The sequence below is a fragment of the Dietzia cinnamea NBRC 102147 genome, from assembly GCF_001571065.1.
Lineage (GTDB): Bacteria > Actinomycetota > Actinomycetes > Mycobacteriales > Mycobacteriaceae > Dietzia > Dietzia cinnamea.
This window is the reverse complement of the sequence record NZ_BCSW01000001.1, coordinates 69,371-93,268: the sequence shown is the minus strand read 5'-3', so window position 1 is coordinate 93,268 and position 23,898 is coordinate 69,371. Positions and strand designations below refer to the sequence as shown.

The 23,898-nt window shown below is 72.2% G+C and carries 19 protein-coding genes and 1 pseudogene; 11 read left to right on the top strand and 9 right to left on the bottom strand.

Features of this window, described 5'->3' with window-relative positions; genetic code table 11:
- Positions 1–14: 14 nt before the first annotated feature.
- The 4 genes and pseudogenes from DCI01S_RS00450 to otsB form a co-directional block, all read right to left on the bottom strand.
- Positions 15–863 carry a metal ABC transporter permease gene (locus tag DCI01S_RS00450; RefSeq protein WP_061227456.1) on the bottom strand — a complete coding sequence of 283 codons (849 nt, stop codon included), beginning with the start codon at positions 861–863 and terminating at the stop codon, positions 15–17.
- A pseudogene (locus tag DCI01S_RS00445) lies at positions 863–1,624 on the bottom strand (metal ABC transporter ATP-binding protein); the annotation flags it as partial. The gene DCI01S_RS00450 and the pseudogene DCI01S_RS00445, both read right to left, overlap by 1 nt.
- A gap of 160 nt (positions 1,625–1,784) precedes the next feature.
- Positions 1,785–2,861: a metal ABC transporter solute-binding protein, Zn/Mn family gene (locus DCI01S_RS00440; RefSeq protein ID WP_232303122.1), complete on the bottom strand. Its 1,077-nt coding sequence runs from the start codon at positions 2,859–2,861 to the stop codon at positions 1,785–1,787.
- 155 nt (positions 2,862–3,016) lie between these two features.
- On the bottom strand, positions 3,017–3,775 hold the full coding sequence (gene otsB / locus DCI01S_RS00435) for a trehalose-phosphatase (RefSeq protein WP_061227453.1): 759 nt from the start codon (positions 3,773–3,775) through the stop codon (positions 3,017–3,019).
- Positions 3,776–3,957: 182 nt separating this feature from the next.
- Between otsB and ehuB the strand changes: the two genes are divergently transcribed.
- The 7 genes from ehuB to DCI01S_RS00400 all read left to right on the top strand — a co-directional run bounded on the left by ehuB (position 3,958) and on the right by DCI01S_RS00400 (position 9,845).
- Entirely contained in the window at positions 3,958–4,854 is an 897-nt protein-coding gene (gene ehuB, locus DCI01S_RS00430) for an ectoine/hydroxyectoine ABC transporter substrate-binding protein EhuB (protein WP_061227452.1), read from the top strand.
- Between the two features lie 6 nt (positions 4,855–4,860).
- Positions 4,861–5,592, top strand: coding sequence for an ectoine/hydroxyectoine ABC transporter permease subunit EhuC (ehuC, locus tag DCI01S_RS00425; RefSeq protein WP_061227451.1), 732 nt, complete (start codon positions 4,861–4,863; stop codon positions 5,590–5,592).
- Entirely contained in the window at positions 5,589–6,233 is a 645-nt protein-coding gene (gene ehuD / locus DCI01S_RS00420; protein WP_007628425.1) for an ectoine/hydroxyectoine ABC transporter permease subunit EhuD, read from the top strand. The genes ehuC and ehuD overlap by 4 nt, the downstream gene beginning before the upstream one ends.
- Before the next feature lie 85 nt (positions 6,234–6,318).
- Positions 6,319–7,080, top strand: a complete 762-nt coding sequence (gene ehuA / locus DCI01S_RS00415; protein WP_061227450.1) for an ectoine/hydroxyectoine ABC transporter ATP-binding protein EhuA — start codon at positions 6,319–6,321, stop codon at positions 7,078–7,080.
- A gap of 85 nt (positions 7,081–7,165) precedes the next feature.
- The gene (locus DCI01S_RS00410) at positions 7,166–8,638 is read left to right on the top strand and encodes an amidase (RefSeq protein WP_061227449.1); all 1,473 of its coding nucleotides are present in this window, start codon (positions 7,166–7,168) and stop codon (positions 8,636–8,638) included.
- Positions 8,635–9,384, top strand: coding sequence for a GntR family transcriptional regulator (locus DCI01S_RS00405; protein WP_082767558.1), 750 nt, complete (start codon positions 8,635–8,637; stop codon positions 9,382–9,384). Before DCI01S_RS00410 ends, DCI01S_RS00405 begins: the two co-directional genes overlap by 4 nt.
- A gap of 185 nt (positions 9,385–9,569) precedes the next feature.
- Positions 9,570–9,845, top strand: a complete 276-nt coding sequence (locus DCI01S_RS00400) for a WhiB family transcriptional regulator (protein WP_061227448.1) — start codon at positions 9,570–9,572, stop codon at positions 9,843–9,845.
- Between the two features lie 126 nt (positions 9,846–9,971).
- Here DCI01S_RS00400 and DCI01S_RS00395 read toward each other — a convergent pair whose 3' ends face one another.
- From DCI01S_RS00395 to DCI01S_RS00385, 3 genes are read right to left on the bottom strand one after another with little or no spacing between them, the layout of a single operon-like run.
- Positions 9,972–11,435, bottom strand: coding sequence for an NAD-dependent succinate-semialdehyde dehydrogenase (locus tag DCI01S_RS00395; protein WP_061227447.1), 1,464 nt, complete (start codon positions 11,433–11,435; stop codon positions 9,972–9,974).
- Complete coding sequence (locus DCI01S_RS00390; RefSeq protein ID WP_061227562.1) at positions 11,435–14,512, bottom strand: FAD-binding and (Fe-S)-binding domain-containing protein; 3,078 nt, start codon at positions 14,510–14,512, stop codon at positions 11,435–11,437. Before DCI01S_RS00390 ends, DCI01S_RS00395 begins: the two co-directional genes overlap by 1 nt.
- 56 nt (positions 14,513–14,568) lie before the next feature.
- On the bottom strand, positions 14,569–15,858 hold the full coding sequence (locus DCI01S_RS00385; protein ID WP_061227446.1) for an aspartate aminotransferase family protein: 1,290 nt from the start codon (positions 15,856–15,858) through the stop codon (positions 14,569–14,571).
- Between the two features lie 86 nt (positions 15,859–15,944).
- On the opposite strand from DCI01S_RS00385, the gene DCI01S_RS00380 reads away from it, so the two are divergent.
- Both DCI01S_RS00380 and thpD read left to right on the top strand, forming a co-directional pair.
- Complete coding sequence (locus DCI01S_RS00380; RefSeq protein ID WP_061227445.1) at positions 15,945–16,937, top strand: D-2-hydroxyacid dehydrogenase; 993 nt, start codon at positions 15,945–15,947, stop codon at positions 16,935–16,937.
- A 108-nt stretch (positions 16,938–17,045) separates the two neighbouring features.
- Positions 17,046–17,909 (top strand): ectoine hydroxylase, encoded by an 864-nt coding sequence (gene thpD / locus DCI01S_RS00375; RefSeq protein ID WP_061227444.1) that lies wholly within the window; start codon positions 17,046–17,048, stop codon positions 17,907–17,909.
- A gap of 4 nt (positions 17,910–17,913) precedes the next feature.
- Here the strand turns inward: thpD and DCI01S_RS00370 are convergent, their stop codons facing one another.
- Positions 17,914–18,834: a LysR family transcriptional regulator gene (locus tag DCI01S_RS00370; RefSeq protein WP_061227443.1), complete on the bottom strand. Its 921-nt coding sequence runs from the start codon at positions 18,832–18,834 to the stop codon at positions 17,914–17,916.
- Positions 18,835–18,928: 94 nt separating this feature from the next.
- Here DCI01S_RS00370 and DCI01S_RS00365 point away from each other — a divergent pair, with 94 nt between their 5' ends.
- Positions 18,929–20,284, top strand: a complete 1,356-nt coding sequence (locus DCI01S_RS00365; protein WP_239550080.1) for a Glu/Leu/Phe/Val dehydrogenase dimerization domain-containing protein — start codon at positions 18,929–18,931, stop codon at positions 20,282–20,284.
- A 467-nt stretch (positions 20,285–20,751) separates the two neighbouring features.
- Here DCI01S_RS00365 and kstR read toward each other — a convergent pair whose 3' ends face one another.
- Entirely contained in the window at positions 20,752–21,468 is a 717-nt protein-coding gene (kstR, locus tag DCI01S_RS00360) for a cholesterol catabolism transcriptional regulator KstR (protein ID WP_061227442.1), read from the bottom strand.
- A gap of 215 nt (positions 21,469–21,683) precedes the next feature.
- Between kstR and DCI01S_RS00355 the strand changes: the two genes are divergently transcribed.
- Positions 21,684–23,855: an acyl-CoA dehydrogenase family protein gene (locus tag DCI01S_RS00355; RefSeq protein ID WP_061227441.1), complete on the top strand. Its 2,172-nt coding sequence runs from the start codon at positions 21,684–21,686 to the stop codon at positions 23,853–23,855.
- Positions 23,856–23,898 lie beyond the last annotated feature (43 nt).

Genomic DNA, 23,898 nt, shown 5'->3' with positions numbered 1-23,898 from the left:
GCTAGTACCGGGGGTCAGCGCCGGACCGCCGCCACCGCGCGACATGCCAGGTAGATGACGAACGAGACGGTGGTGACGAACACCGAGACGGGCACGCCGGGGGCGAGCGAGAGCAACATCCCGCCCACGGCGGCGAGCTCGGCGAAGAGGATCGTCAGCCCGATGGCCTTCGCGGGGCTGGAGGTGACGGCGGCCGCCGCGGCGGCGGGGGTGATGAGCAGGGAGAGCACGAGCAGCGCGCCCACCACCTGTACGGCCTGCGCCGCCGCGAGCCCCACGAGCACGGCGAAGATCATGTTGAGCGCCCGCACGGGCACACCGCGCGCCGCGGCCACCTCGGGGTCGGCGGAGGAGAACACGAGCGGCCGGTACAGCGCGATGAGCGCCACGCAGATGATTGCCGCGACCACCGCCATCTGCACGAGGCCGTTCTCGGAGACACCGACGATCTGCCCGGTGAGCAGGGAGAAACTGGTGCCGGACCGCCCGGGATAGAGGTGGATGAACAGCACCGCGAGCCCGAGGCCGAACGCCAGCACGACCCCGATCGAGGAGTCTCGTTGGGAGGCCCGCGAGCCCATGATCCCGAACATCAGCGCCGCGATCACCGACCCCACGATGGCCCCCAGGCCGAGGTTGAGCCCGAACAGCAGCGCGGCGGCGGCACCGGTCAAGGCGAGCTCGCTGGCGCCGTGGACGGAGAACGACATCTGCCGCATGATGATGAACGGTCCGATCGCGCCGGAGAGCAGGCCGAGCAGCGCGATCGCGGCGAGACCGAAGATCACGAAGTCCTGCTGCAGCAGGTAGGCGGTGGTCTCGGTGTCGGCGATGGACTCGACGATCTCGAGCAGGCGGTCCATCAGTGCGCTCCGTCCCCGGTGTGGTCGTGGTGGTGTCCCGTGGTCCAGGGCTCGGTACACAGGTGCTGGGTGTCGCCCACCACGATGATCTGTCCGCGCACGCGCAACACCTCGACGGGGGAGGAGTACAGCTCGGACAGGACCTCGCTGGTGAACACCTCGTCGGGAGTGCCGATGCGGTGCCGCCCGTCGACGAGGTAGACGATCCGGTCGACCATCGGCAGGACCGGGTTGATCTCGTGGGTGACGAACACGACCGCCGTGTCGTGCTCGCGGCGTCGGTGATCGAGGACGGAGGCGACGGTGCGCTGACCGGTGAGGTCCAGGCTGAGCAGCGGTTCGTCGCAGAGCATGACACACGGGTCGGCGGCGATGGCCTGGGCGACGCGCACACGCTGTTGTTCGCCTCCGGACATCCGCCCGAGCGGCTTGTCGGACAATGTCGTGGCCTCGAGGCGGGCGAGGGAGTCGGCGACGATGCGGCGCTTGTCGGCGCGCCGGGACGGCCGGCCGGGTCCCCAGCGGGTGCCGTCGATCCCGAGGGCGACGAGGTCGCGGCCGCGCAGGGTGATGCCGGGGTCGAACGCGCGTTGCTGCGGGACGTAGCCGAGGTGGGTGGCGCGGTCGCCCGGCGGCCGGCCGTCGACGAGGACGCTTCCGGCGTCGGGGCGGTGCTCGCCGAGCAGGACTTTGAGCAGGGTGGTCTTGCCGGCGCCGTTGGGCCCGAGGACGGCGACGAACTCGCCGGGCCGCACATCGAGGTCGAGGTCGCGGATGAGGGTGCGGCCGCCGCGCGAGACGGTGACGCCCCGCAAGGAGACGACCGGACCGGGCCCGGGGGCGCCGCGCTCGTGGTCGGCGGACGGGTCGGCGGCGGGGTCGGCGGCGGGGTCGGTGCCCGTCGGGTCGGTCTCCATCCGATCAGTGCCCGACGTCGGCCACAGGGGCGGCGTCGGCGAGCGCGCCGGCCACCCGGTCGACGATCCCGGTTATCCAGCTCAGGTAGTCGGTGCCCTCGGGGAGGGTCTCGGTGAGGTCGACGACGACGAGGTCCGCCTCCTCCGCGGCGTCGCGGACGCGGGCGGTCACGGAGGTCTCGGTCTGGGTGTTGAAGGCCAGGAAGGCGACCCGTCGCTCGGCGAGCAGATCGAGCAGGGCGGCGAGGTCGACGGCGGACGGGTCGGTGTCGTTCTCGACGGAGGCGAGGAACCCGCGCGGCGTCAGGTCGGTCAGGTGTGCGGCGTCGAACAGGTGCGCGCCGACCCGCTCGGTCTGGGCGTACGGGAAGTGGCCGCGGTCGTGGATCTCCTCGAGCTCGGCCTCGAGTGGCCCCAGGGCGTCGGCGAAGGCGCGGGCGTTGGCGCGGTACTCCTCGGCGTGCTCGGCGTCGATCGCGGCGAGTTCCTCGCCGACGCGCTCGGCGACGGCCGCGACGGTGGGCAGGCTGAACCACACGTGCTCGTTCTCGTCGGCGCCACCGTGCTCGTGGCCCCCTTCTCCGTGGTCGTCGCCGTGCTCCTCGCCGGCGTGCTCGTCGTCGGAGTGGTCGTGGCCGGCGTGGTTGTGGCCGGCGTGGTCGTGGCCGGCAACGACGCCCCCGGTGACGCGCGTGAACTCGTCGACGGCCCGCACGACCGGCACGTCGTCGGCGTTCTCGAGCGCGAGGTCCACGAATCCGTCGTATCCGGCGCCGTTGTAGATCACCAGGTCGGCGGTGCCGACGGACGCCGCGTCCGCCGGGCTGGCCTCGTAGGAGTGGGGATCGGCCGCCGGGTCGGAGATGACGGACTCCACCGTCGCGTTGTCGCCGGCCACCTGCTCGGCGATGTCGGCGTACACGGTCGTCGAGGCGACCACCTGGGGGCGGTCGCCGTCGTCGGTGGCGGCCTGACCGTCGGCGCCGCAGGCGGCGAGCGTGCCCGCGCCGAGCAGGGTCACCGCGAGCGCGGCCAGCGCTCGGCGTGGGGGGATGCGCTTCTGGCGGGGGGTCGACGACACGAGCACCACTCTCGTAGTAATGGGAACCGTTGTCGTTAAGTGTAGAACCGCGGAGGCCGCGGCGTGTGAATCCGGGGGTGCGAGACGCGTGTGGGCCGGTGCGTGACGGGACGTCGTCGACGCCTGCGGCGAGGGCGGCCGCGCACGCCGCGATGTCAGCTGCGCAGGTCGGCGAGGGTACCGAGCAGCTCGACGACCGCGGGGATGTCGGCCACGCGGTGGGCGGCCGCGGTCTCGCCTTCCCCGACCTTGATGCCCACGTCCTGCGGGCGTAGGCGTGCGAAACCGCGCTCGTCCGTGACGTCGTCGCCGATGAACAGCGCGACCTCGGCGCCGGTCTGCTCGACCATCTTCTCGATGGCCGCGCCCTTGCTCGCCTCGCGGACGGCGATCTCGACCACGTTCTTGCCCTCGGTGACGAACACCCCGTCGAGAGCGGCCGGCCCGGCCATGGCCTCGGACTGCGCACGGTCGCGAGCAGCGGGATCCGGCACCGGCCGGACGTGCAGGACGGCGGCGGTGGGCTTGGTCTCGACGTGGGCGCCGGGGGTGCGGGAGACGATGTCCTCCAGCTCGGAGCGCACCCGCTCGAGCAGCGCCACCTCGTCGTCGTCGAGGGGCGAGTCGAAACCGCCCTCCCACTCCGACCCGTGGCTCCCCACCAGCACCACCGGCGCGCCCGCGCCGCTCACCTCGGACAGTGCGGCGCGGTTGCGGCCCGACAGCAGCGCCACCGTCGTGCGGGGCAGGTCCGCGAGGCGCGCCAGCGCGTCCACGGCACCGGGCGCGGGCACAGCGCTGGTGGGGTCGTCGACGAACGGCGCGAGCGTGCCGTCGTAGTCGCACGCCACCACCAGGGTGGGCGCCGCGGCAGCGCGTCGGAGGGCCTCGTCGAGCGTCTCGGGTGGCGTCATGTGGCTCAGGATAGGCGCGGTGGCGAAGCGAAAAACCCTCTACTGGCGATGTGACGCGTGCTACGTTAAGAAAACCCATAGGAACCACCAGTCGGGCGTGGCGATCACGCACCGGAGAGCGCACGAGGATTCGGGCACACGGGTGAGCCTGGTGTCCGACCGCGATCGGAAGGTTGAAGACCATGGCACCATCAGCGCTGAGAACATCCGTCCGCCGTCGTTCGAAGGGCGTGGTCGCCGCCGTCGTGGTGGCCGGGCTGGCGCTCACGGGGTGTACCTCGACGAACACCGATGACGACTCCAGCCTGCTGCAGACGCTGCAGGAGCGCGGCAGCGTGACCGTCGGCTTCGCAGGGGAGGCACCGTACTCGTTCATGGAGAACGGAGAGCTGACCGGCGCCACCGTCGCGCTGCACCGGGAGATCTTCGGCAACCTGGGCATCGAGACCGTCGAGGGCGTGAACGCCGACTTCGGCGCCCTGATCCCCGGCCTGCAGGCCAACCGCTTCGACGTGGTCAGCGCGGGGATGTCGATCCTGCCGGAGCGCTGCGAGCAGGCCGCGTTCAGCGAGCCGGAGTTCAACTACACCACCGCGCTCATGGTCGAGGAGGGCAACCCGATGAACCTCACCGACATGCAGTCGGTGGCGGACAGCGGGGCGCGGCTGGCGACCATGACGGGCGCGATCGAGTCCGACTACGCGACCGAGCTGGGCATCGACTCGATGCAGGTCGCCACGCCGCAGGACGGGATGGACGCGGTGACGTCCGGGCGCGCCGACGTCTTCGCGCTGACCGGGATCTCGCTCAACTGGATGAAGAACAACAACCCCGACGCGCCCGTCGAGGTCACCCAGTCGTTCGTCGCCGAGATCAACGGGGTGCCGCAGGTCGGCGCCGGCGGCACCGTGTTCCGCACCGACGACAAGGACCTGCTGGACGCCTACAACGAGGAACTGGCGAAGATCACCTCCGACCCGGAGAAGTACCTCTCCATCGTGGGCGAGTTCGGCTTCACGGAGGAGGAGCTGCCCGATCCCGAACTGACGACCGCCGACCTGTGCGCCGGGGCCGAGTAGCCGGCGGTGGACAGTAATATCGATTCCTTCCTGGAGGCGTGGCCGCGTCTCCAGGAAGGGATCGTCACCACCATCTATCTCACTCTCGGTGGCGCGGCCCTGGCGTTCGCGCTGGCGCTCGTGCTGGGTGTGGCGGCGGGCTCCCGTTTCATGCTCATCCGCGGGGTGTCGAGGACTATCGTCGAGTTCTTCCGCGGAACCTCCCTTTTGGTGCAGCTGTTCTGGCTGTTCTTCGTCCTGCCGCTGCTCGGCTACGAGCTCGACCCGCTGTTCTGCGGGATCCTGGCGCTGGGGCTCAACTACGGGGCGTACGCGGCCGAGGTCGTCCGCGGGTCGCTGGCCGCCGTGCCGGCCCCGCAGTGGGAGGCCGCACTGGCATTGAACTTCACGTCGTGGCAACGCCTGTACCGGATCGTCTTCCCGCAGGCGTGGGTGCAGATGATCCCGCCGCTCAATAACCTGCTGATCCAGCTGCTCAAGGGCAGCGCACTGGCCAGCTTCATCCTGCTCCAGGACCTGACCTTCCATATCGGCGAGCTGCGGCGGGTCACCGGTGACACCGTCTTCGCCTTCGGGATCGGTCTGGTGCTGTACTTCCTCATCGCCTACGTCCTCACCCTGTTCATGAACATGCTCGAGGTCGGCGCGAAGTCCCGACTCGGTGTCGGGCCGTCGATGCGTGAGGTCCTGAGTCTGCGTCCCGAACGGGTCGACGAGGCAGTGGGGGTCGGACGATGAGTGTCGACTGGAGTTGGGAACGCGCCGCCGAGGCCGTGCCCGTCCTGCTCGAGGGCTTCAGGATCACGCTGCTCGCCACCGTGGTCGGATTCCTCATCGCCGCCGCACTGGGACTGGTCGTGGCGGTGCTCCGTCGGGCCGCGCCCGCGGTGATCACGGTGCCCCTGCGGATGGTGACCGAGTTCATCCGGCTCACCCCGCTCGTGGTTCAGCTGCTGTTCGCCTACTTCCTGCTCCCACAGTTCACCGCGCTGCAGATCGGCATCGGCGTGATCGGCGTGCATTACGCGACCTACATGGCCGAGGTGTACCGCGCGGGCATCGACGCCGTGCCGCGGGGGCAGTGGGAGGCCGCGCAGGCGCTGTCCCTGCCCGCGGGCCGGACGTGGCGGGCGGTCGTGCTCCCGCAGGCGATCCGCAACACCGTCCCGGCGCTCGGCAACTATGCGATCTCGCTGTTCAAGGACACCCCGTTCCTCTTCGCCATCACCGTGGTGGAGATGGTCACGGCAGCGCAGCAGTACGGCGCCCGGAACTTCCAGTACCTCGAGCCGATCACGCTCGCCGGCGTGATCTTCCTGCTCGCGAGCTACCCGACATCGATTCTCATCCGGAGACTGGAGAAGTCCCTTGCCTACTGACGACACCACCCCGGCCGGCGACGCCGCCCCCGCCGGTCACACGCCATCGGCCGGGCCGGGGTCCACGGGCGCCGACGACGCCCCGATGGTGGTGTTCGAGAAGGTGGTCAAGAAGTTCGGCGGCCACACCGTCCTGGACCACCTCGACTTCACCGTGCGGCGCGGCGAGCGCGTGGCACTGATCGGACCGAGCGGATCGGGCAAGACGACGATCCTGCGGCTGCTGATGACGATCGAGTCGGTGGACGACGGCGTGATCTGGGTGGAGGGCGAGCCGCTGACCCACCAGCTCAGGGACGGCAAGCTGGTCAAGCCCTCTCAGAAGCATCTGCGCGCCGTCCGATCGAAGATCGGCATGGTGTTCCAGCAGTTCAACCTGTTCCCCAACATGACGGTGCTGAGGAACATCACCGAGGCGCCCATCCACGTCCTGGGCAGATCGAAGGAGGAGGCGGAGGCGCGGGCGCGGGAACTCCTGGCCACCGTGGGGCTCTCGGACAAGGAGAACGCCCACCCCACCACGCTCTCGGGCGGCCAGCAGCAGCGGGTCGCCATCGCCCGCGCGCTCGCGATGGACCCGGACATCCTGTTGCTCGACGAGGTCACCTCGGCCCTCGACCCGGAGCTGGTCGCGGACGTGCTCGGGGTCCTCCGGATGATCGCCGAGTCCACCGACATCACGATGCTCATCGTCACCCACGAGATGGGCTTCGCCCGCGACGTCGCCGACCGCGTCCTCGTGTTCGACAAGGGCAAGATCGTCGAGGAGGGGACGCCGGAAGCGATCTTCACGGACCCGCAGCAGGAGCGGACCCGCACGTTCCTCAAGGCCGTCCTCGACCGCTGAGTCCCGCGGGCCGACCGGACCTTGACCGGGCGCCGCCGCACTGTACGATTGTCGACAATCAGACGGTTCGGTGGAAGGTGCCCGCATGACAGTCACCCTGACGGCGCTTGAGCTCGCCGAGTGTTTCCGGGACGGCGCGTACTCCCCGGTGGAGTCGGCCGAGGAGGCGCTCGACGCCATCGAGCGGGTGGACGGGAGGATCAACGCCTTCTGCCACGTCGACCGCGAGGCGACCCTCGCCGAGGCCCGTCGTTCCGAGGAGCGGTACAGGAGCGGCGCGCCGCTCGGTCCGCTCGACGGGGTACCCACGTCGATCAAGGACATTTTCTACACCCGGGGCGTCCCGACCCTGCGGGGCTCCCACCTGCTGGCCGACAAACCGGGCGCCACCGATCCGGCGTCCTGGCCCGACGACGCCCCGGTGACCTCCGCGGTCCACGAGGCCGGATGCGTGGTGATCGGCAAGACCACGACCCCGGAGTTCGCGTGGAAGGGCGTCACCGACAACACGCTCACCGGGATCACCCGCAACCCGCATGACCCGGCCCTGACCCCGGGCGGTTCGAGCGGTGGGGCGGCGTCGGCGGTCGCCGCCGGGCTCGGGCAGCTCGCACTGGGCACCGACGGCGGCGGCTCGGTCCGGATCCCCGCCGCGTTCTGCGCGATCGTCGCGCTCAAGCCCACCTACGGGGTCATCCCGATGTTCCCGTCGAGCCCGTTCGGCACGCTCGCGCACGCCGGGCCGATGACCCGCACGGTGTCCGACACCGCCGCGTTCATGGACGCTCTTCTGCGTCCCGACCCGCGGGACTGGTCCGCCGTCCCCGCGCGCGCCACCACGCCCGGCCCGGGCGGGTATCTGGCCGCGGCGACCGAGGGGACGCGGGGCGACCGCCCGCTCGAGGGCCTGCGGGTCGCCTACAGTCCCACGCTGGGCTTCGGTCGGAACGATGCCGACGTCGAGCGCGAGGTCACCCGCGCGGTCGGCGTCCTCTCCGAGCTCGGGGCGCACGTCGACACCGCCGACCCGGGCGTGACCGACCCCGTCGACGCGTTCCACGTCCTGTGGTTCGCGGGCCTGGCCGCGGTCCTCGCGCCGCACGGGCCGGACGCGATCGAGCGCGTGGACCCGTCGATGCGCGAGGCCCTGGGCCGGTATCACGACTACTCCGCCGCCGACTATCTCGACGCGGTCGCCGTCCGCATGGCGCTGGGGGCGAGGATGGCCGATTTTCACCAGCGGTACGACATCCTCATCACGCCCACCACCCCGATCCCGGCCTTCGCCGCGGGGTCGGACGTGCCGCCGGGCTGGCACAGCCCGGACTGGACCTCGTGGACGCCCTACACCTATCCGTTCAACATGACCCAGCAGCCGGCGCTGAGTGTCCCGTGCGGGATGACCGACGCCGGGCTGCCGGTGGGCCTGCAGGTGGTGGGGGCCCGCTTCGAGGACCGGCTCGTCGTCCGCGTCGGCGCCGCCCTCGAGGCCGCGCTGGGCAGGGTGGTGCCGACGCCCCGGGTCCACGCCGGCGGTGCCGGGGGCGATGACCGATGACGACACCCGTCCCGGAGTCGGCCACCGGGCCGGCCGCAGCATCCGCCACCGGGCCGGCCGCAGCACCCGCCGCGGAGTCCGCCCCGGGCCTGGCCCCCGTCGTCCGCGAGTCGACTCCGTCGCTCATCGCGCGCACGCTCCGTCGTGCGATCTCCGACGGCACGTTCGGCCCGGGCACCCAGCTCGGCGAGGCCGCGTTGGCGCGTTCGCTCGGCGTGAGCCGCGGCCCCCTGCGCGAGGCCATGCAGCGGTTGACGCAGGAGGGCCTCCTGGTCTCCCACCGCAACCGCGGGCTGTTCGTCGCCGACCTGACCCCCGAGGCCGTCGAGGACATGTACCTGCTGCGCACGACGGTGGAGACGGCCGCCCTCGACCGCGTACTCGACCTGGGACTGGGGGCCGACACGGCCGACGCGCTCGACGCCGCCGTCGACGCGATGGCCGCCCTCGCCGCCGAGCCGCGATCGGCGGCCATGGTCGCGGCGGATCTGGACTTCCACCACGCCCTCGTCGAGGCCGCGCGGAGCCCGCGACTGTCGCGCGTGCACGAGACGGTGCTGGTCGAGACGAGCATGTGCCTACACGCCATGCGGGGTACCTATTCGGACGCCGCGTCGCGGCTCGCCGAGCATCGCGCGATCGCCGACGCGGTACGCGCGGCCGACCCGGGCCCGGCCCGCGCGCTGCTGGTCGACCACATGAGGGACGGTCTCGCGCGGGTCCTCGGATCCGGCCAGGCCGTCTGACCACCCCCGGCGCGCGGCCGTCTGACGCGCACCTCGACACCGGCGATGACCAGCGGAAAGGCGTTGATGGCCGTGATCGTCACGCGCATGAAGGAACTTTAGCGGTGCCGACCCATCCCACCCGTGGGGGTGTGCCGAATCACCTCCGATGTGACGGAAGCTGGAACGGACGGTGGGAGGGAAAGATGCAGCACAGCGTGTTGACCAAGACCGACGAGCAGTGGGCGTGGGCAGATCTCGGTCGGTGTCGGGACATTCCGGACCTGTTCTACAACGGGGAGGATGAGGCCAAGGCGACGCGGCGCCGCAAGCAGACCGCGGCCAAGAAGCTCTGCGCGCAATGCCCCGTCATCGACGCCTGCCGCCGCCACGCCACGTACAACCGTGAGCTGTACGGCGTGTGGGGCGGGATGACCGAGGCCGAGCGCCACCGCCAGGCCGGCCGGGTGCGCACCGGCTAGACCCTCCCTGTGTTCGCGCGACACCCGAAATTCGCTACTCGGACGCCTGATCCGCTACCCCTGTGGAGGTAGCGGATCCGGTGCCGGGGTAGCGGATTTTCTTCGCTCTCGCCCCCGGTCGCCCTGTCAGCGCACGGGGATCGCGACGAGCTTGGTCTCGAGGAATTCCTCGATCCCCGTCGTCCCGCCCTCGCGGCCGAGCCCGGACTGCTTGATCCCGCCGAACGGCGCTGCCGGGTTGGAGACGACGCCCACGTTGATGCCGACCATGCCGGCCTGGAGCCGCTCGGACATCGTCATCGCGCGGTCGAGATTCTCGGTCATGACGTACGAGACCAGCCCGTACTCGGTGTCGTTGGCCAGCGCGACGGCCTCGTCATCGGTGTCGAACGGCACGAGCGCGGCGACGGGGCCGAAGATCTCGGTGGACATCAACCTGGCGTCCGGGGTGACGCCGGTGAGGACGGTGGGCGGGTAGAAGAAGCCGGGGCCCTCGCCGCGGGTGCCGCCGGTAAGCACCGCGGCACCGCGGCTCACGGCGTCGTCGACCAGCTCGGCGACCTTGTCGACGGCCTTTTCCTCGACCAGCGGTCCCACGTCGGTGCCCTCGGCGGTGCCGTCGCCCACGGTGAGGGAGGCCATCCGCTCGGTCAGTCGGCGACCGAACTCGTCCAGCACCGACCGGTGCACGAGGATCCGGTTGGCGGACGTGCACGCCTCGCCCATGTTGCGCATCTTGGCGGCCATGGCGGCGTCGACGGCGGTGTCCATGTCCGCGTCCTCGCAGACCACGAACGGGGCGTTCCCGCCGAGCTCCATGGAGGTGCGCAGCACGCCGCGCGAGCACTGCTCGAGCAGCTTCCGGCCTACGGGTGTGGAGCCGGTGAAGGAGAGCTTGCGGGCGATCCCGGAGTCGATCCACGGCTCCACCACGCCGCCGGCGTCGGTCGTGCACACCACGTTGAGCACGCCCTCGGGCAGACCGGCCTCGCGCAGGACGTCCACCACGTACAGGGAGGTCAGCGGCGTGAGGTTGGCGGGTTTGAACACCATGGTGCAGCCGGCGGCCACGGCCGGGCCGATCTTGCGGGTGGCCATGGCCAGAGGGAAGTTCCACGGGGTGATGAGGATGGACGGGCCCACCGGCTCCTGCGTCACCATGAGTCGGGTCTTGCCGTCGGGGGAGCGGCGGGCGTCGCCGTGGATGCGGGAGGCCTCCTCGGAGAACCAGCGGAAGAATTCGGCGCCGTAGCTGACCTCGCCGCGCGCCTCGGCCAGCGGCTTGCCCATCTCGGTGGTCATGAGGAGGGCGATCTCGTCGGCGCGGTACACCAGCAGCTCGTAGGCCCGGCGCAGGATCTCGGCGCGCTCGCGCGCGGGGACGGCGGCCCAGCTCTCCTGCGCCCGCCCGGCAGCGGAGATCGCGGCGGTGGCGTCGTCGGCCCCGCCGTCGGCGAGGGTGGCGATGGCCTCGCCGGTGGCCGGGTTGACCACGTCGAACGTGGCGCCGGAGGCGGCGTCGCGCCACTGCCCGTTCACGTACACGCCGGTGCCGAGTCCGGCGATGATGTCGGTGACGGAGCGGGTCATTAGGGCCTCCTGGTGGTGGGCGGGATGGTGGCGTCGGGATCGGGGCTGGAGGGGTCGGAATCGGCGGGATCGGGATCGAGGAGTTCGAAGAGGTGTCGCCCGGTGCGGCCGAGTTCACCGGTCTGGGTGGCGCACGAGAACCCGTCGGTGAGGACAGGCGCGTCGGGGTCGGCGCGCAGGGCGGGTGCGAGGGCCTGTTCGGCGACGGCGGCGGTGACGGCCTCGTGGCCGGCGGTGAAGCCGAAGTCGCCGGCGACGCCGCAGCAGCCGGTGGCTTCGCGGACCGAGCCCACGCCGAGGGCGGCGAGCGTCGCGCGTTGCACGCGGTTGCCGAACGTCGCGTATTCGTGGCAGTGGGTCTGCACGGTGACGCGGTCGGGCGCGGTGCCGCCGGGCCAGGCGGGCGCCCGGCCCTCGGAGGCGAGGCGGCCGAGGTGGTCGGCCGACGAGCGGATCCGCGCCGCGACGCGCCGGGCCGCGTCGGCGTCGGGGGTGTCGGCGAGGAGGTGGGGGAGGTCGCCGCGCAGCGTGGCCGCGCAGGACGGTTCGACGACGACGACGGGCACTTCCGCCCCGTCCGGCCCGCGGATCGCGTCGAGGTGACGCGTGGTCGCGCGCATGGTGCGTCGGGCGGCGTCCAGTCGGCCGGTCGTGACGTGGGTGAGGCCGCAGCAGTGGCCGGCCGAGCAGGCGACGGAGGTGTGCGAGCCGCCCAGGACGCGGGCGGCGGCGCCGGCGACGTGCGGGCGCAGTCCCCGGGTGAACGAGTCGAGGAACAGCACGACCTCGGCCGAGGTCCGCGCAACCGCCCGGCCGCCCGAACCGGCGACCGCGCCCGTACCGGCAGCGGATCCCTTGCCCGATCGCCGGGCCAGGTCGCGCACGTGCCACACGCTGGCCGGGACCCGGGCGAGCTCGTCGCGGAGCTGCCGGGCCGAGGCGAACCGCGGCAGCGCGCGCTCGCCGGTGATTCCGCCGAGCCGGGCGCCGGCCCGCCCGAGCGGGGTGGCGAGCAGGGCGTTGAGCGGCCCCGCGGCGCGGGTGGTCCCGCGCAGCCACAGCGGGAGCAGGCCGAGGGAGTAGTGGACGCGCGGCCGGACGCGTCGGCGATAGCGGCGGTGCAGCGCCTCGGCCTTGAACGTGGCCATGTCGACGCCGGTGGGGCAGTCCGAGGAGCACGCCTTGCAGGCCAGACACAGCTCGAGCGACTCCTCGACAGCCGGGTCGTCCACGCCGATCGTGCCACGCACGACCTCCTGCAGGACGCGGGCCCGACCGCGGGTGGAGTCCTTCTCGTCGCCGGTCGCGCGGAAGGACGGACACATCACGCCGCCGGTCGACGTGCGGCAGCGGCCGACCCCGATGCAGGCCTGCACGGGGTGAGCACCGTCGGCGGAGGTGAGCAGTCCCAGGTCACGCCGGCCGATCCCGGGCCCGACGCCGGCCAGGGCGAGGTCGGCGTCGATCGGCCGGGTGGCGGTGAGGCCACCGGGTGCGAGCAGCCCCGCGGGGTCCCAGATGCGCGCGAAACCCTCGAACGCGCCCAGCATCTCCGGCGAGTACATCAGCGGCAGCAGTTCCGAACGGGCGCGGCCGTCCCCGTGTTCACCGGACAGGGAGCCGCCGTGGCGCACGGCGAGGTGGGCGGCGTCGGTGCAGAAGGCGCGGAAGACCGCCCGCCCGGCGTCCGAGCGCAGGTCGAAGGTGATCCGGATGTGCATGCATCCGGCGCCGAAATGGCCGTACATCACGCCGGCGAGCCCGTGCCGTGCGAGCAGTTCGCGGAACTCGGCCAGGTAGTCGGCCAGCCTCTCGGGCGGCACGGCCGAGTCCTCCCAGCCGGGCCAGGACTCGATGGTGGCGCCGGTGGCGGGATCGGTGAGCCGGGAGCTCAGGCCGGCGCCGTCCTCGCGGACCCGCCACAGGTCGGCGCGGGTCACCGGATCCGTCACGACGAGGGCCTCGAGGGCGTGACCGTCCCGGGCCAGCTCGTCGGCCACGCGCGTCATCCGGGCCCCGAGCCCACCACCGGCGCCGCCCGCCTCGTCGTCGAGCTCGTCGTCGTCGTTCCCGTCGTCGTCGAGTTCCACGAACAGCCACGCGCGCCCGGAGGGCAGATCGGCCACGGCGTCGGCGCCGCGGCGCTGCCGCATGGTCGCCACGATCACCTCGTCGATCCCCTCCACCGCCGTGGGGCGGTGGCGCAGGATCGCCGGGACGTCGCGGGCGGCGTCCACGACGTCGGCGTACCCCACTACCAGCAGGCCGGTGCGCGCGGCCCGGGGCACGGCGCGCATGGTCGCGGCGGTGACGATCGCGCATGTGCCCTCGGAGCCGACCAGCGCGCGGGCCACGTCGAAGCCCTCCTCCGGCAGCAGGTGCCGCAGGTGGTAGCCGGAGACCTGGCGGGGGATGCGGCCGAGCTCGGTGCGGATCGCGGCCAGATGAGCGGCGGCCAGGTCGCGCAGCTCGGCCGTGAGGTACTCGGCGCGCGCGGCGGCGGCCGCGTCCCCGGCGTCGGTGGCCTCGACGCCTCGGCGCGTGGCGGTGAGGCGCAGGCCGTCGGCGGTGACCAGGCGCAGCGCCTCGACGTGGTCGGCGGTCCGGCCGTGACGCACGGAGTGGTTCCCGCACGCGTCGTTGCCGATCGCCCCGCCCAGGCACGCCCGCGACTGGCTCGAGGGATCGGGGGCGAAGGTCAGTCGCGAGTCGGTCGCGGCGTGAACCGCGGCGCGCAGGGCGGTGAGGACGGTGCCGGCCTCGGCGGTGACCGTCCGCGCAGCCTCGTCCACGGCCAGCACCCGGTGCATGTGCCGCGACAGGTCCAGCACCAGCCCGGTGCCGACGGAGTTGCCGGCCATCGAGGTACCGCCGCCGCGGGCGGTCGCGGGTACGCCGAGGCGGTGGCACACGGCGAGCGCGGTGGCGACCTCGGCCTCCGAGCGGGGGAAGAGCACCGCGGCCGGGGTGACCCGGTAGTTGGAGGCGTCGTAGGAGTACTCGGCGACCCGGCGGCGATCGGCCTCCGGGGCCAAACCCGCGGCGGTGAGCGCGTCGACCAGCTCGTCAACCGTCACCGTGGACCCGCCGGACCCGCCGGCGCGGCCGGGCGCGGTCGCGTCGACGCGGGCGGTCACGCCGCCCCGTCGCGCACCCGGTGCACGGCCCGGGTGAAGCGCTCGACGCCGGCGTCGACCTCGGCCTCGGTCACCACGAGCGCCGGGATGAGGCGCACCACCGACCCGGTCGGCCCACACGTCAGGGTGAGCAGCTCCTCGTCCACGCACGCCTGCTGGACGGCCGCCGCCAGGCGCGCGGCCTCGAGCGCCCCGGCGCTGCCGGCGGGCGCGCCTGCGTCGCCGAACTCGACACCCAGCATGAGCCCGGTCCCGCGGATGTCGCAGATCTCGCTCACGTCCGCCAGGCTACGCCGCAGACCCGCGAGCAGCTGGGATCCGCGGTCTGCCGCGCACTGGACGAGGTTCTCGCGCTCGACCACGCCGAGCGTGGCGACCCCGGCCGCGGCCGCCACGGCGTTGCCGCCGTAGGTGCCGCCCTGGGATCCGGGCCAGGCCTTGGCCATGAGGTCGGTGGACGCCGCGATCGCGGAGATGGGGAAGCCCGACGCGATGCCCTTGGCGGTGATGATGACGTCCGGGACCAGGCCCTCGGTGTGCTGGTGGCCCCAGAACCGGCCGGTGCGCCCGATGCCGGCCTGGACCTCGTCGAGGACCAGAAGCGCACCTGCCGCGTCGGCGCGCTCACGCAGACCCTGGAGGTAGCGCGGGGGAGTGGCCATGTACCCGCCGTCGCCGAGGACGGGTTCGATGAGCAACGCCGCGATCTCGCGGGCGTCGACGCGGGTGGCCATGAGGTAGTCCAGCTCGGCCAGCGCGAAGTCCACGGCGTCGTCGGTGGTCCAGCCGTGGCGCAGCGCGTGGGGGAACGGGGTCATCACCACGCCGCCCATGAGCGGGGAGAAGCCGGCGGAGAAGCGGGTCCCGGCGGTGGTGAGGCTCGCGGCGGCCACCGTGCGGCCGTGGAAGCCGCCCTGGACGGTGACGATGTTCGGCCGGCCCGTGGCCATCCGCGCCAGCCGCACGGCGGCCTCGACGGCCTCGGAACCCGAGTTGGCGTAGAACACCGAGTCGATGCCGGCCGGCAGGTGCTCGCCGAGCTTGGCGGTGAGCTCGAGCAGCGGCTGGTGCATGACGGTCGTGTACTGCGCGTGGATGATCTTCCCGCACTGCTCCCGCGCGGCCGCCACGACGTCGGGGTGGCAGTGGCCGGTGCTGGTCACGCCGATGCCGGTGGTGAAGTCCAGGTAGTCGCGGCCGTCGGTGCCGTGGATCCACGAGCCGAGGGCGTGGTCCACGACGACGGGCGTGGCCTGCTTGAGAAGGGGCGACAGGTGCGCGGTCATGCGGTCAGTGTGTGGCCGCGCCCGGTCGATTGTCAACAATCCGACGATTGCGGATTCCCGCCGCGCGGCCGCGTTACGGTGTCCCCATGACGCCGCATCCCGATCCCGACCGCGCCGCCCGCCCGACCGTCGTCGTCCTCACCGCCAACGGCGTCGCCCCGCCCTCCACCCTCGAGGAGATCCGCGACCTCGCCGACGTGCGCGAGTGCACGGCCGACACCCTCGCCGACGCGCTCCCGGGCGCCGAGGTGTTACTCCTGTGGGACTTCTTCTCGGAGGCGCTGGCCTCCGCCTGGCACGCCGCCGACTCGCTGCGCTGGGTGCACGTGGCCGCCGCCGGCGTCGACAAGCTGCTCTTCGACGAACTCCGCGACTCGGACGTGCTGGTCACCAACGCCCGCGGAGTGTTCGACGAGCCGATCGCCGAGTACGTCCTGGCCTGCGTCCTGGCGCACGACAAGCTCCTGCACCAGACCGAGGCCCTGCAGCGCTCGGGGGTGTGGCACCGCCGGGAGACCACGCGAGTGGCGGGCCGGCGCGCCCTGGTCGTGGGCACCGGCGGGATCGGCCGGGCCACCGCGCGGCTCCTCCGGGCGGTCGGGCTCGACGTGGCCGGGGCGGGACGTCGACCACGCGACGACGACGAGGACTTCGGCCGCGTCCTGGACTCGGCCCGCCTGGTCGACCATCTCGGCGACGTGGACCATCTCGTCATGGTGGCGCCGCTGACGGAGGCGACCCGGGGGATGCTCGGGCCCGCGGAGCTGGCCGCCCTTCCCGACGGCGCACACGTGGTGAACGTGGGTCGCGGACAGCTGGTCGATCAGGACGCTCTCACGGCCGAGATCGTGTCGGGCAGGCTCTCCGCGCATCTGGACGTCCTCGTCGTCGAACCTCTCCCCGAGGGCGACCCGCTCTGGACGTTGGGGGGCGTGCACATCAGCCCGCACATGTCCGGCGACGTCGTGGGCTGGCGCGACACGCTCTCCGCACAATTCCGCGATCACCTGCGCACGTGGCTCGCCGGCGGCGAGCCAGGTCCCGCCGTGGACAAGAGTCGAGGATACGTCAGCGGCTGAGAGTTGTCCGAGATCGTCGCCACGGATACGGTCGGCCCCACGAGGGCGGCACCCCTCGTTTTCCCGAGTCAGCCGGGGTTTTCAGGCTGAGGAGAGAAAGGAGTCGTAGTGACCATTGCCGTTGATGACTACCAGACCCGCGTGGCCGGGCGCCCGGAGATCGTCGAGCGCCGGGACCCCGTCATCTGGGGGAGCGGCCAGGATCCCGAGGTGCTCGAGTTCGAGGAGAAGGGATACGTCCAGCGCGAGGGCGCCCTGGACCAGAGCCGGATCGACGCCTGCTGGGAGGAGCTCCGACGGTTCGGGGACGACCCCGCGATGAAGGACGATCCCCGCATCATCCGCGAGGAGGGCGGCCGGGCCGTCCGGTCGATCTTCGACGTGCACGAGCTCAGTGAGGTCGTGTGGGAGGCCGTCGAGCAGTCCGGCGCGATCGATCTGGCCCGCCAGATCCTCGGATCCGATGTGTACGTTCACCAGAGCCGGCTCAACTACAAGCCCGGCTTCGCCGGCGGCGCGTTCTACTGGCACTCGGACTTCGAGACGTGGCACGCCGAGGACGGCATGCCCAAGCCGCGCGCCTGCAGCGCCTCGATCGCGCTCACGCCCAACGAGACCTACAACGGTCCGCTGATGATCATGCCGGGCACGCACAAGTACTACGTCCAGTGCGCCGGTGAGACGCCCGAGGACTACTACAAGGAGTCGCTCGTGACGACCGCGCCGAAGGTGGGCGTTCCGTCCGAGGAGCACATCACCGAGATGTACCGCGAGCACGGACTCGACGTCCTCACCGGCGGCGCGGGCTCCATGACGATGTTCGACTGCAACGCGCTGCACGCCTCGGGTGGCAACATCACCCCGCTGCCGCGCGCCAACGTGTTCATCGTGTTCAACAGCGTCGAGAACGAGCTCGCCGAGCCGTTCGCGGGCACGCCGCCGCGCCCGGACTTCCTCGCGCGTCGGCCCTGAGGTCTCACGCCCCGCCCGGGGGGTCCAGGCCGACCTCCCGGGCGGCGGCCGTGAACGCCGCGACGAACGCCTGGAGCGGGCGCCTCCGGGCGTCGCGGCGGCGATGGGTGATCGACACCGTCCTGGTGAGCCCGTCCCTCAGCGGCAGAACGTCCACGTCGGCCGCGAACGTGGTCAGGCCGAGATCGGAGGCGAGCGTGACGCCGAGGCCGGCGGCGACCAGGGCCAATGCCGTGGACTGCTCGCCCGCCTCGTGGCGCACCTCCGGCTCGAAGCCCGCGTCCCCGCACGCGATCCGCACCGCCCGGCCGAAGTGCGAGCGCGGGTGCGCGACCACCCACGGCGCCCCCGCGAGGTCGGACAACGACACCTGCGCGGTCGGCATCGACCCGCGCGGCACCACCGCGTGCAGGGCCTCCCGCGCGATCGGCAGCCGCACGAGGTCCGGCACGTCCGCCATCGCATAGCTCGAGTAGTCCAGCACGAACGACAGGTCCAGCGAGCCGTCGCGGACCGCGCCCGTCGTGTCCTCCGGGGCCAGTTCGCGGCTGCGCACGACGATTCCCGGATGGTCGCGGGACAGGATCGCGATCCCGGCCGGCAGCAGCGTGGTGGCCACCGACGCCCATACCCCGGCCGTGAGCGTCGTCCCGACGCCCGCCCTCGCCGACTCCATCGCGTGGCCCGCGTCCTCCACCGCGGACAGGATCGTGCGCGCGTGCTCCGCCAACACGAGTCCCGCCTCCGTCAACGCGAGACCACGACCCCGCTTCTCGAACAGGGGCGTCCCCGCCTCGCGCTCGAGCAGCGACAGCTGCTGCGACACGGCCGAGACGGTGTACCCCAGGCCCGCGGCGACCGCGGTGACGGTGCCCCGTCGCTCCAGTTCGTGGAGCAACCGCAGGCGGTGCAGGGACGGCTCCATGCCCCGAGAGTAGGAGCCCCCGGGTCGAACGTGCAGGAAAAGTGAACGGTCGGGTCCACGAAGTCTCGCTGGACCCGCCCGGGGACGCGGACCCATGCTGGGGACACCCCCGCCGGACCCGCCGACGGACGAGGTCGCCGAGGAGGCGAGCACCATGACATCCATCGAGATCCCGGGCACGACCGGCCACACGGGGGCCGGCCCGCAGACCGGGCCCGCCGCACAGGCCGTCTCCGCACCGGCCACGGCTCCGGCCCTGACCCCGGCCACGGCCCCGGCCCCGGCCGAGACGTCGAGTACCCGCCGCGAACCCTACTTGCGCCTGCACTGGGAGGACGATCAGACCTGCGCCCGCGGCTATCTCGTCGTGGACACGCTCGTCGGCGGCCTGGCCACCGGCGGCACCCGCATGCGCGCCGGATGCACCCTCCGCGAGGTAGAGGACCTGGCGCGCGGAATGACCCGCAAGACCGCGGCCTTCGACTTACCCGTCGGTGGGGCCAAGGGCGGAATCGACTTCGACCCCAAGGACCCGCGAGCCGTCGAGGTGCTCGGCCGCTTCTGCGAGGCGATGCGCCCGTTCCTCGACCGGCACTGGGTGACCGCCGAGGACCTGGGCGTGCCGCAGCACCTCATCGACGAGGTCTTCGGCCGCCTCGGCATGAGGCAGTCGTACCACGCGGCGATCGAGCGGTCCGCTGACCCCGCGGCCACGGCCGATCGGATCTTCCGCGGGCTCAACGCCGAGGTCCCGGGTGGGCTCCTGGGCGACGTGATCGGTGGCTACGGCGTCGCGCAGGCGTGCCTCGCGGCAGCGCACGTGCGCGGCTGGGACATCGAGCGCACGTCGGTCGCGATCCAGGGCGTCGGCACCATGGGCGGTGGCGCCGCCTGGTATCTGCACGAGGCCGGGATGCGGGTGGTCGCGCTCGCCGACGCCGCCGGCACACTCTACGACCCCGCCGGCCTCGACGTCCCGGCGCTGCTGGCGACCCGCGACCGCTTCGGCGAGATCGACCGCGCCGCCGTACCCGCCCGGGTGCAGCGTCTGGACCGCGACAGCATCCTCGGCATGGACGTCGACGTCCTGGTTCCCGCCGCCGTGTCGTACGCGATCACCGCCGAGAACTGCGCGCAGGTCACGGCGCCGATCGTCGTGGAGGCCGCGAACGCCGCCACGACCGCCGATGCGGAACTCGACCTCACGACCCGCGGTATCGCGGTGCTGCCGGACTTCATGGCCAACGCCGGCGCCGTCGCCTGGGCGTGGTGGCTCATCCTCGGCGAGGTCGACGACCGGCCCGAGACGTCGTTCCTACGTCTCGGACGGGAGATGACGGCGAAGGTGGCGGACCTGCTCGCCGGCTGGGACCCGACCAGCGGCCCGCTGCGGTGGGCGGCCGACGTCTCCGGCGCGATCCGGACGGTGCCGCCGGTCGTCGTGCCCTGACCGCGGGCCCGGGCTCCCGCCCCCGAGGCGCCCGGGCCCCGCACCCGCCGCAGCCCGCACGGCCAGGCTCCCCGTTCCCGGGACCCCCGCAGCGCACCCGCCGCAGCCCGCACGGCCAGGCTCCCGGTTCCCGCGACCGCCGCAGTGCACTCGCCGCAGCCCGCACAGCCGCACGTCTCTATGGCGTCTCGCTCGCCCCGAAGGGTGGGCGAGACGCCATCGTCAGGCGCGGCTGCGGTTCAGGCGTACAGGCGCGGGAGCGAGACGCCAAGAGCGGGAGCGGCTGCGTGGACACGCGCGGGAGCGCGACGCCAGGCGCAGGAGCGAGACTCCAAGTTGAGGAGCGGGCCGCCGGGCGGGGGAGCGGCTGGGCAGACACGCACAGGAGCGAGACGCCATCGTCAGGAGCGGCTGCGTGGAAACGCGTACGGGCCCCGCCACATAACGCGCTGTCAGACTGTGCGGCCCTATCCGGTGGCGGAGTCGGCTTCACCGGCCTCGTTGCCGTTCCCGTTTCCGATCGCCGTGTGCAGGCGCGCGCGGCGGGGCGAATCGTCGGTGCCCAGCAGCAGGTCGATCGTCAGCGCCAGTCGGGCGGCGACGTCCGCGGCCGACGACCGCCGGGTGAGCCACGAGACAAGGTTGGACATCCACACGTCCGAGACCACGCGCGCGATCGAGAGTTGGAGTTCGTCCGGTTCGCCCTGTGCCAGCGCGCGGGCGATGATGCGGTCCATGAGGAAGCCGACCTCCTCGACCTCGTTGGCCACAGTGGCGTCGGCGAACATGAAGGCCCGCGTCATGGCCTCGGTGAGGTTCGGGTCGCGCTGCATCGACTTGGTGATCATTTCCACCACGACCTTCATCCGCTCCTGCGCGGTGTCGCCGGGCGGCGCCGAACGCTCCGTGCGCTGATCGAGCCGGCGGAACTCGCGGGCGAGCGCCGAGACCAGCAGGTGCACCTTCGACGGGAAGTACCGGTAGAGGGTGCCCACGGCGACCTCGGCCTTCTCTGCCACGGCGCGCATCTGCACGGCCTCGTACCCGCCCTTGGCGGCCAGGGCCAACGTGGCGTCCAGGATCCGGCGACGGCGCTCGCGTTGCGACGACGTACTGGGCTCGTCGGCTCTGGTAGCGGCGGCGGACGCGGCGGCGGAGCCGGTCTCGGTCGAGCTCTTGGTCATGGCAACGAACCTTCTGCGCTGGTCGGATCGGGACTGCTGATCGGGCTGGCGGTCTCGGGTTGGCGTACCGGGCGGGGACCCGGGTGTACCGATCGGACCCTACTGGTGCATTCTAGAACACGTTACCTAGAACACGTTCTATTGTAGGCGTGTACGCGCGGGCCCTCGCGTCCCGCGCCGGGTACGCGTCCCCCGCCCGAGTCGAGGAGCCTGCAGTGAGTATCGCCACCACACCGGACCAGACCGAGATCCAGAGTTCGATCAAGGCCTGGGCGAAGTCCGCCGATCCCGTGGCTACGGTACGCGTTCAGGAGGAGGATCCGGAAGCCTGGAAGGCGGTGTGGCCCCGACTCGCCGAGCTGGGGCTGTTCGGTGTCGCGATCGCCGAAGAGCACGGCGGTGCCGGCGCGGAGATCGTCGACCTGGCCTGCATGCTCGAGACCGCAGCCGCCCACATGGCGCCGGGCCCGGTGCTGTCCACAGCCCTGACCGGGGTGCTGGTCTCCCGTGCGGGCGGGGCCGTGGCGCAGGCGCTGGGGGAGACCCTCGCAGAGGGCGGCCTGCCGGTGGGCGTGTGCCTGGGCATCGACACCGCGACGCTGGACGGCTCGGGTGAGGTCACCGGCGACCCCGGCATCGCCTACGGCGGCACCCCCGACGGAGGACTGCTCTTGCCCGTCGAGATCGACGGCGCCACGCGCTGGGCGCTGCTCGAGGCGGGCACCGCGGGCGTGACGGTCACCCCGTCGACGCCATACGACATCTCGGCCTCGATCGGCCGCGTTCGCCTGGAGGGCGTGACGATCCCGGCCGACCGGATCCTCGAGGGCATCACCACCGAGCACGTCCACCAGCTGTTCGTCACGCTGGCCGCGGCGGAGGCGGCGGGCGTCGCCGACTACACGCTCGCCACCGCCGTGGACTACGCCAAGATCCGCGAGCAGTTCGGCCGCACCATCGGCTCGTTCCAGTCCATCAAGCATCTCGCCGCCGACATGCTCTGCCGCACCGAGCAGGTCCGCGCGATGGCGTGGGACGCCGCCGTCGCGGCGGAGGACCTCACCTCCTCCGACTCCGAGCTGCCCGTCGCCGCCGCGGTCGCCGGGGCGCTGGCCTTCGACAACGCCGTGCGCAACTCCCAGGACTGCATCCAGATCCTCGGCGGTATCGGCTTCACCTTCGAGCACGAGGCCCATTTCTACATGCGGCGCGCGAGCGCGCTGCGCCAGATCATCGGCGGCTCCGCGCGCTGGCGACGCAGCCTGGCCGAGCTCACCCTCGCCGGCAGGCGCCGTCACCTCGACATCGACCTGTCCGAGATCGACGGGCTGGACGCCAAGCGCGAGGAGATCCGCGCCCTGGTGGCGAAGGTCGCGGCCGTGGAGGGCGACGAGCGCAAGCAGGCCCTGGCCGACACCGGCCTGTTCATGCCGCACCTGCCCGAGCCGTGGGGCCTGGGCGCGGGCCCGGCCGAGCAGCTGCTCATCGACTCCGAACTCGAGTCCGCCGGCGTCACCCGCCACGACATCACGATCGGCGGCTGGGCGGTGCCGACCATCCTGCAGGCCGCCCCCGAGCACGCCGATCTGCTGGTGCCGGGCACCATGGCCGGCAAGATCAGGTGGTGCCAGTTGTTCTCCGAGCCCGGCGCCGGCTCCGACCTCGCCGCTCTGCGCACCACCGCCGAGAAGGTCGACGGCGGCTGGAAGCTCAACGGCCAGAAAGTGTGGACGTCGCTGGCCCGCGAGGCCGACTGGGCCATGTGCCTGGCCCGTACGGACTCCGGCGCGCCCAAGCACAAGGGCATCACCTACTTCCTGGTGGACATGCGCTCAGAGGGCATCCGGACCCGGCCGCTGCGCGAGATCACCGGCGAGGCCCTGTTCAACGAGGTCTACCTCGAGGACCTGTTCGTGCCCGACGAGTTCCAGATCGGGACGGTCAACGACGGCTGGAAGATCGCCCGCACGACACTCGCCAACGAGCGCGTGGCCATGGGCGGCGGCTCCTCCCTCGGTGACGCCGCGGAGGAGATCATCGGCCTCATCAACGCGGCCGGGGTCTCAGGCGACGCGCTGGTTCTGGACGAGTTCGGCAAGCACGTCGCCGACGGCGTCGTGGGCAACCTGCTGGACCTGCGCACCGCGCTGCGCAGCCTCGCCGGTTCCGGGCCGGGCGCCGAGTCGAGCGTCCGCAAGATCGTCGGCGTGCGCCATCGCCAGGACATCGCCGAGTTCGGCCTGGAGCTCACCGGCACCGGCGGCGTCGAGTTCACCGAGCAGGGCCGCAAGTTCCTCATGGTCCGCTGCCTGTCGATCGCGGGCGGCACCGAGCAGGTGCTGCTCAACGTGGTCGGCGAGCGCATCCTCGGCCTGCCCCGAGACTGACCACCGCCTGCCACCCCCGCCCCGTTCTCCGCCCCCGTATCCG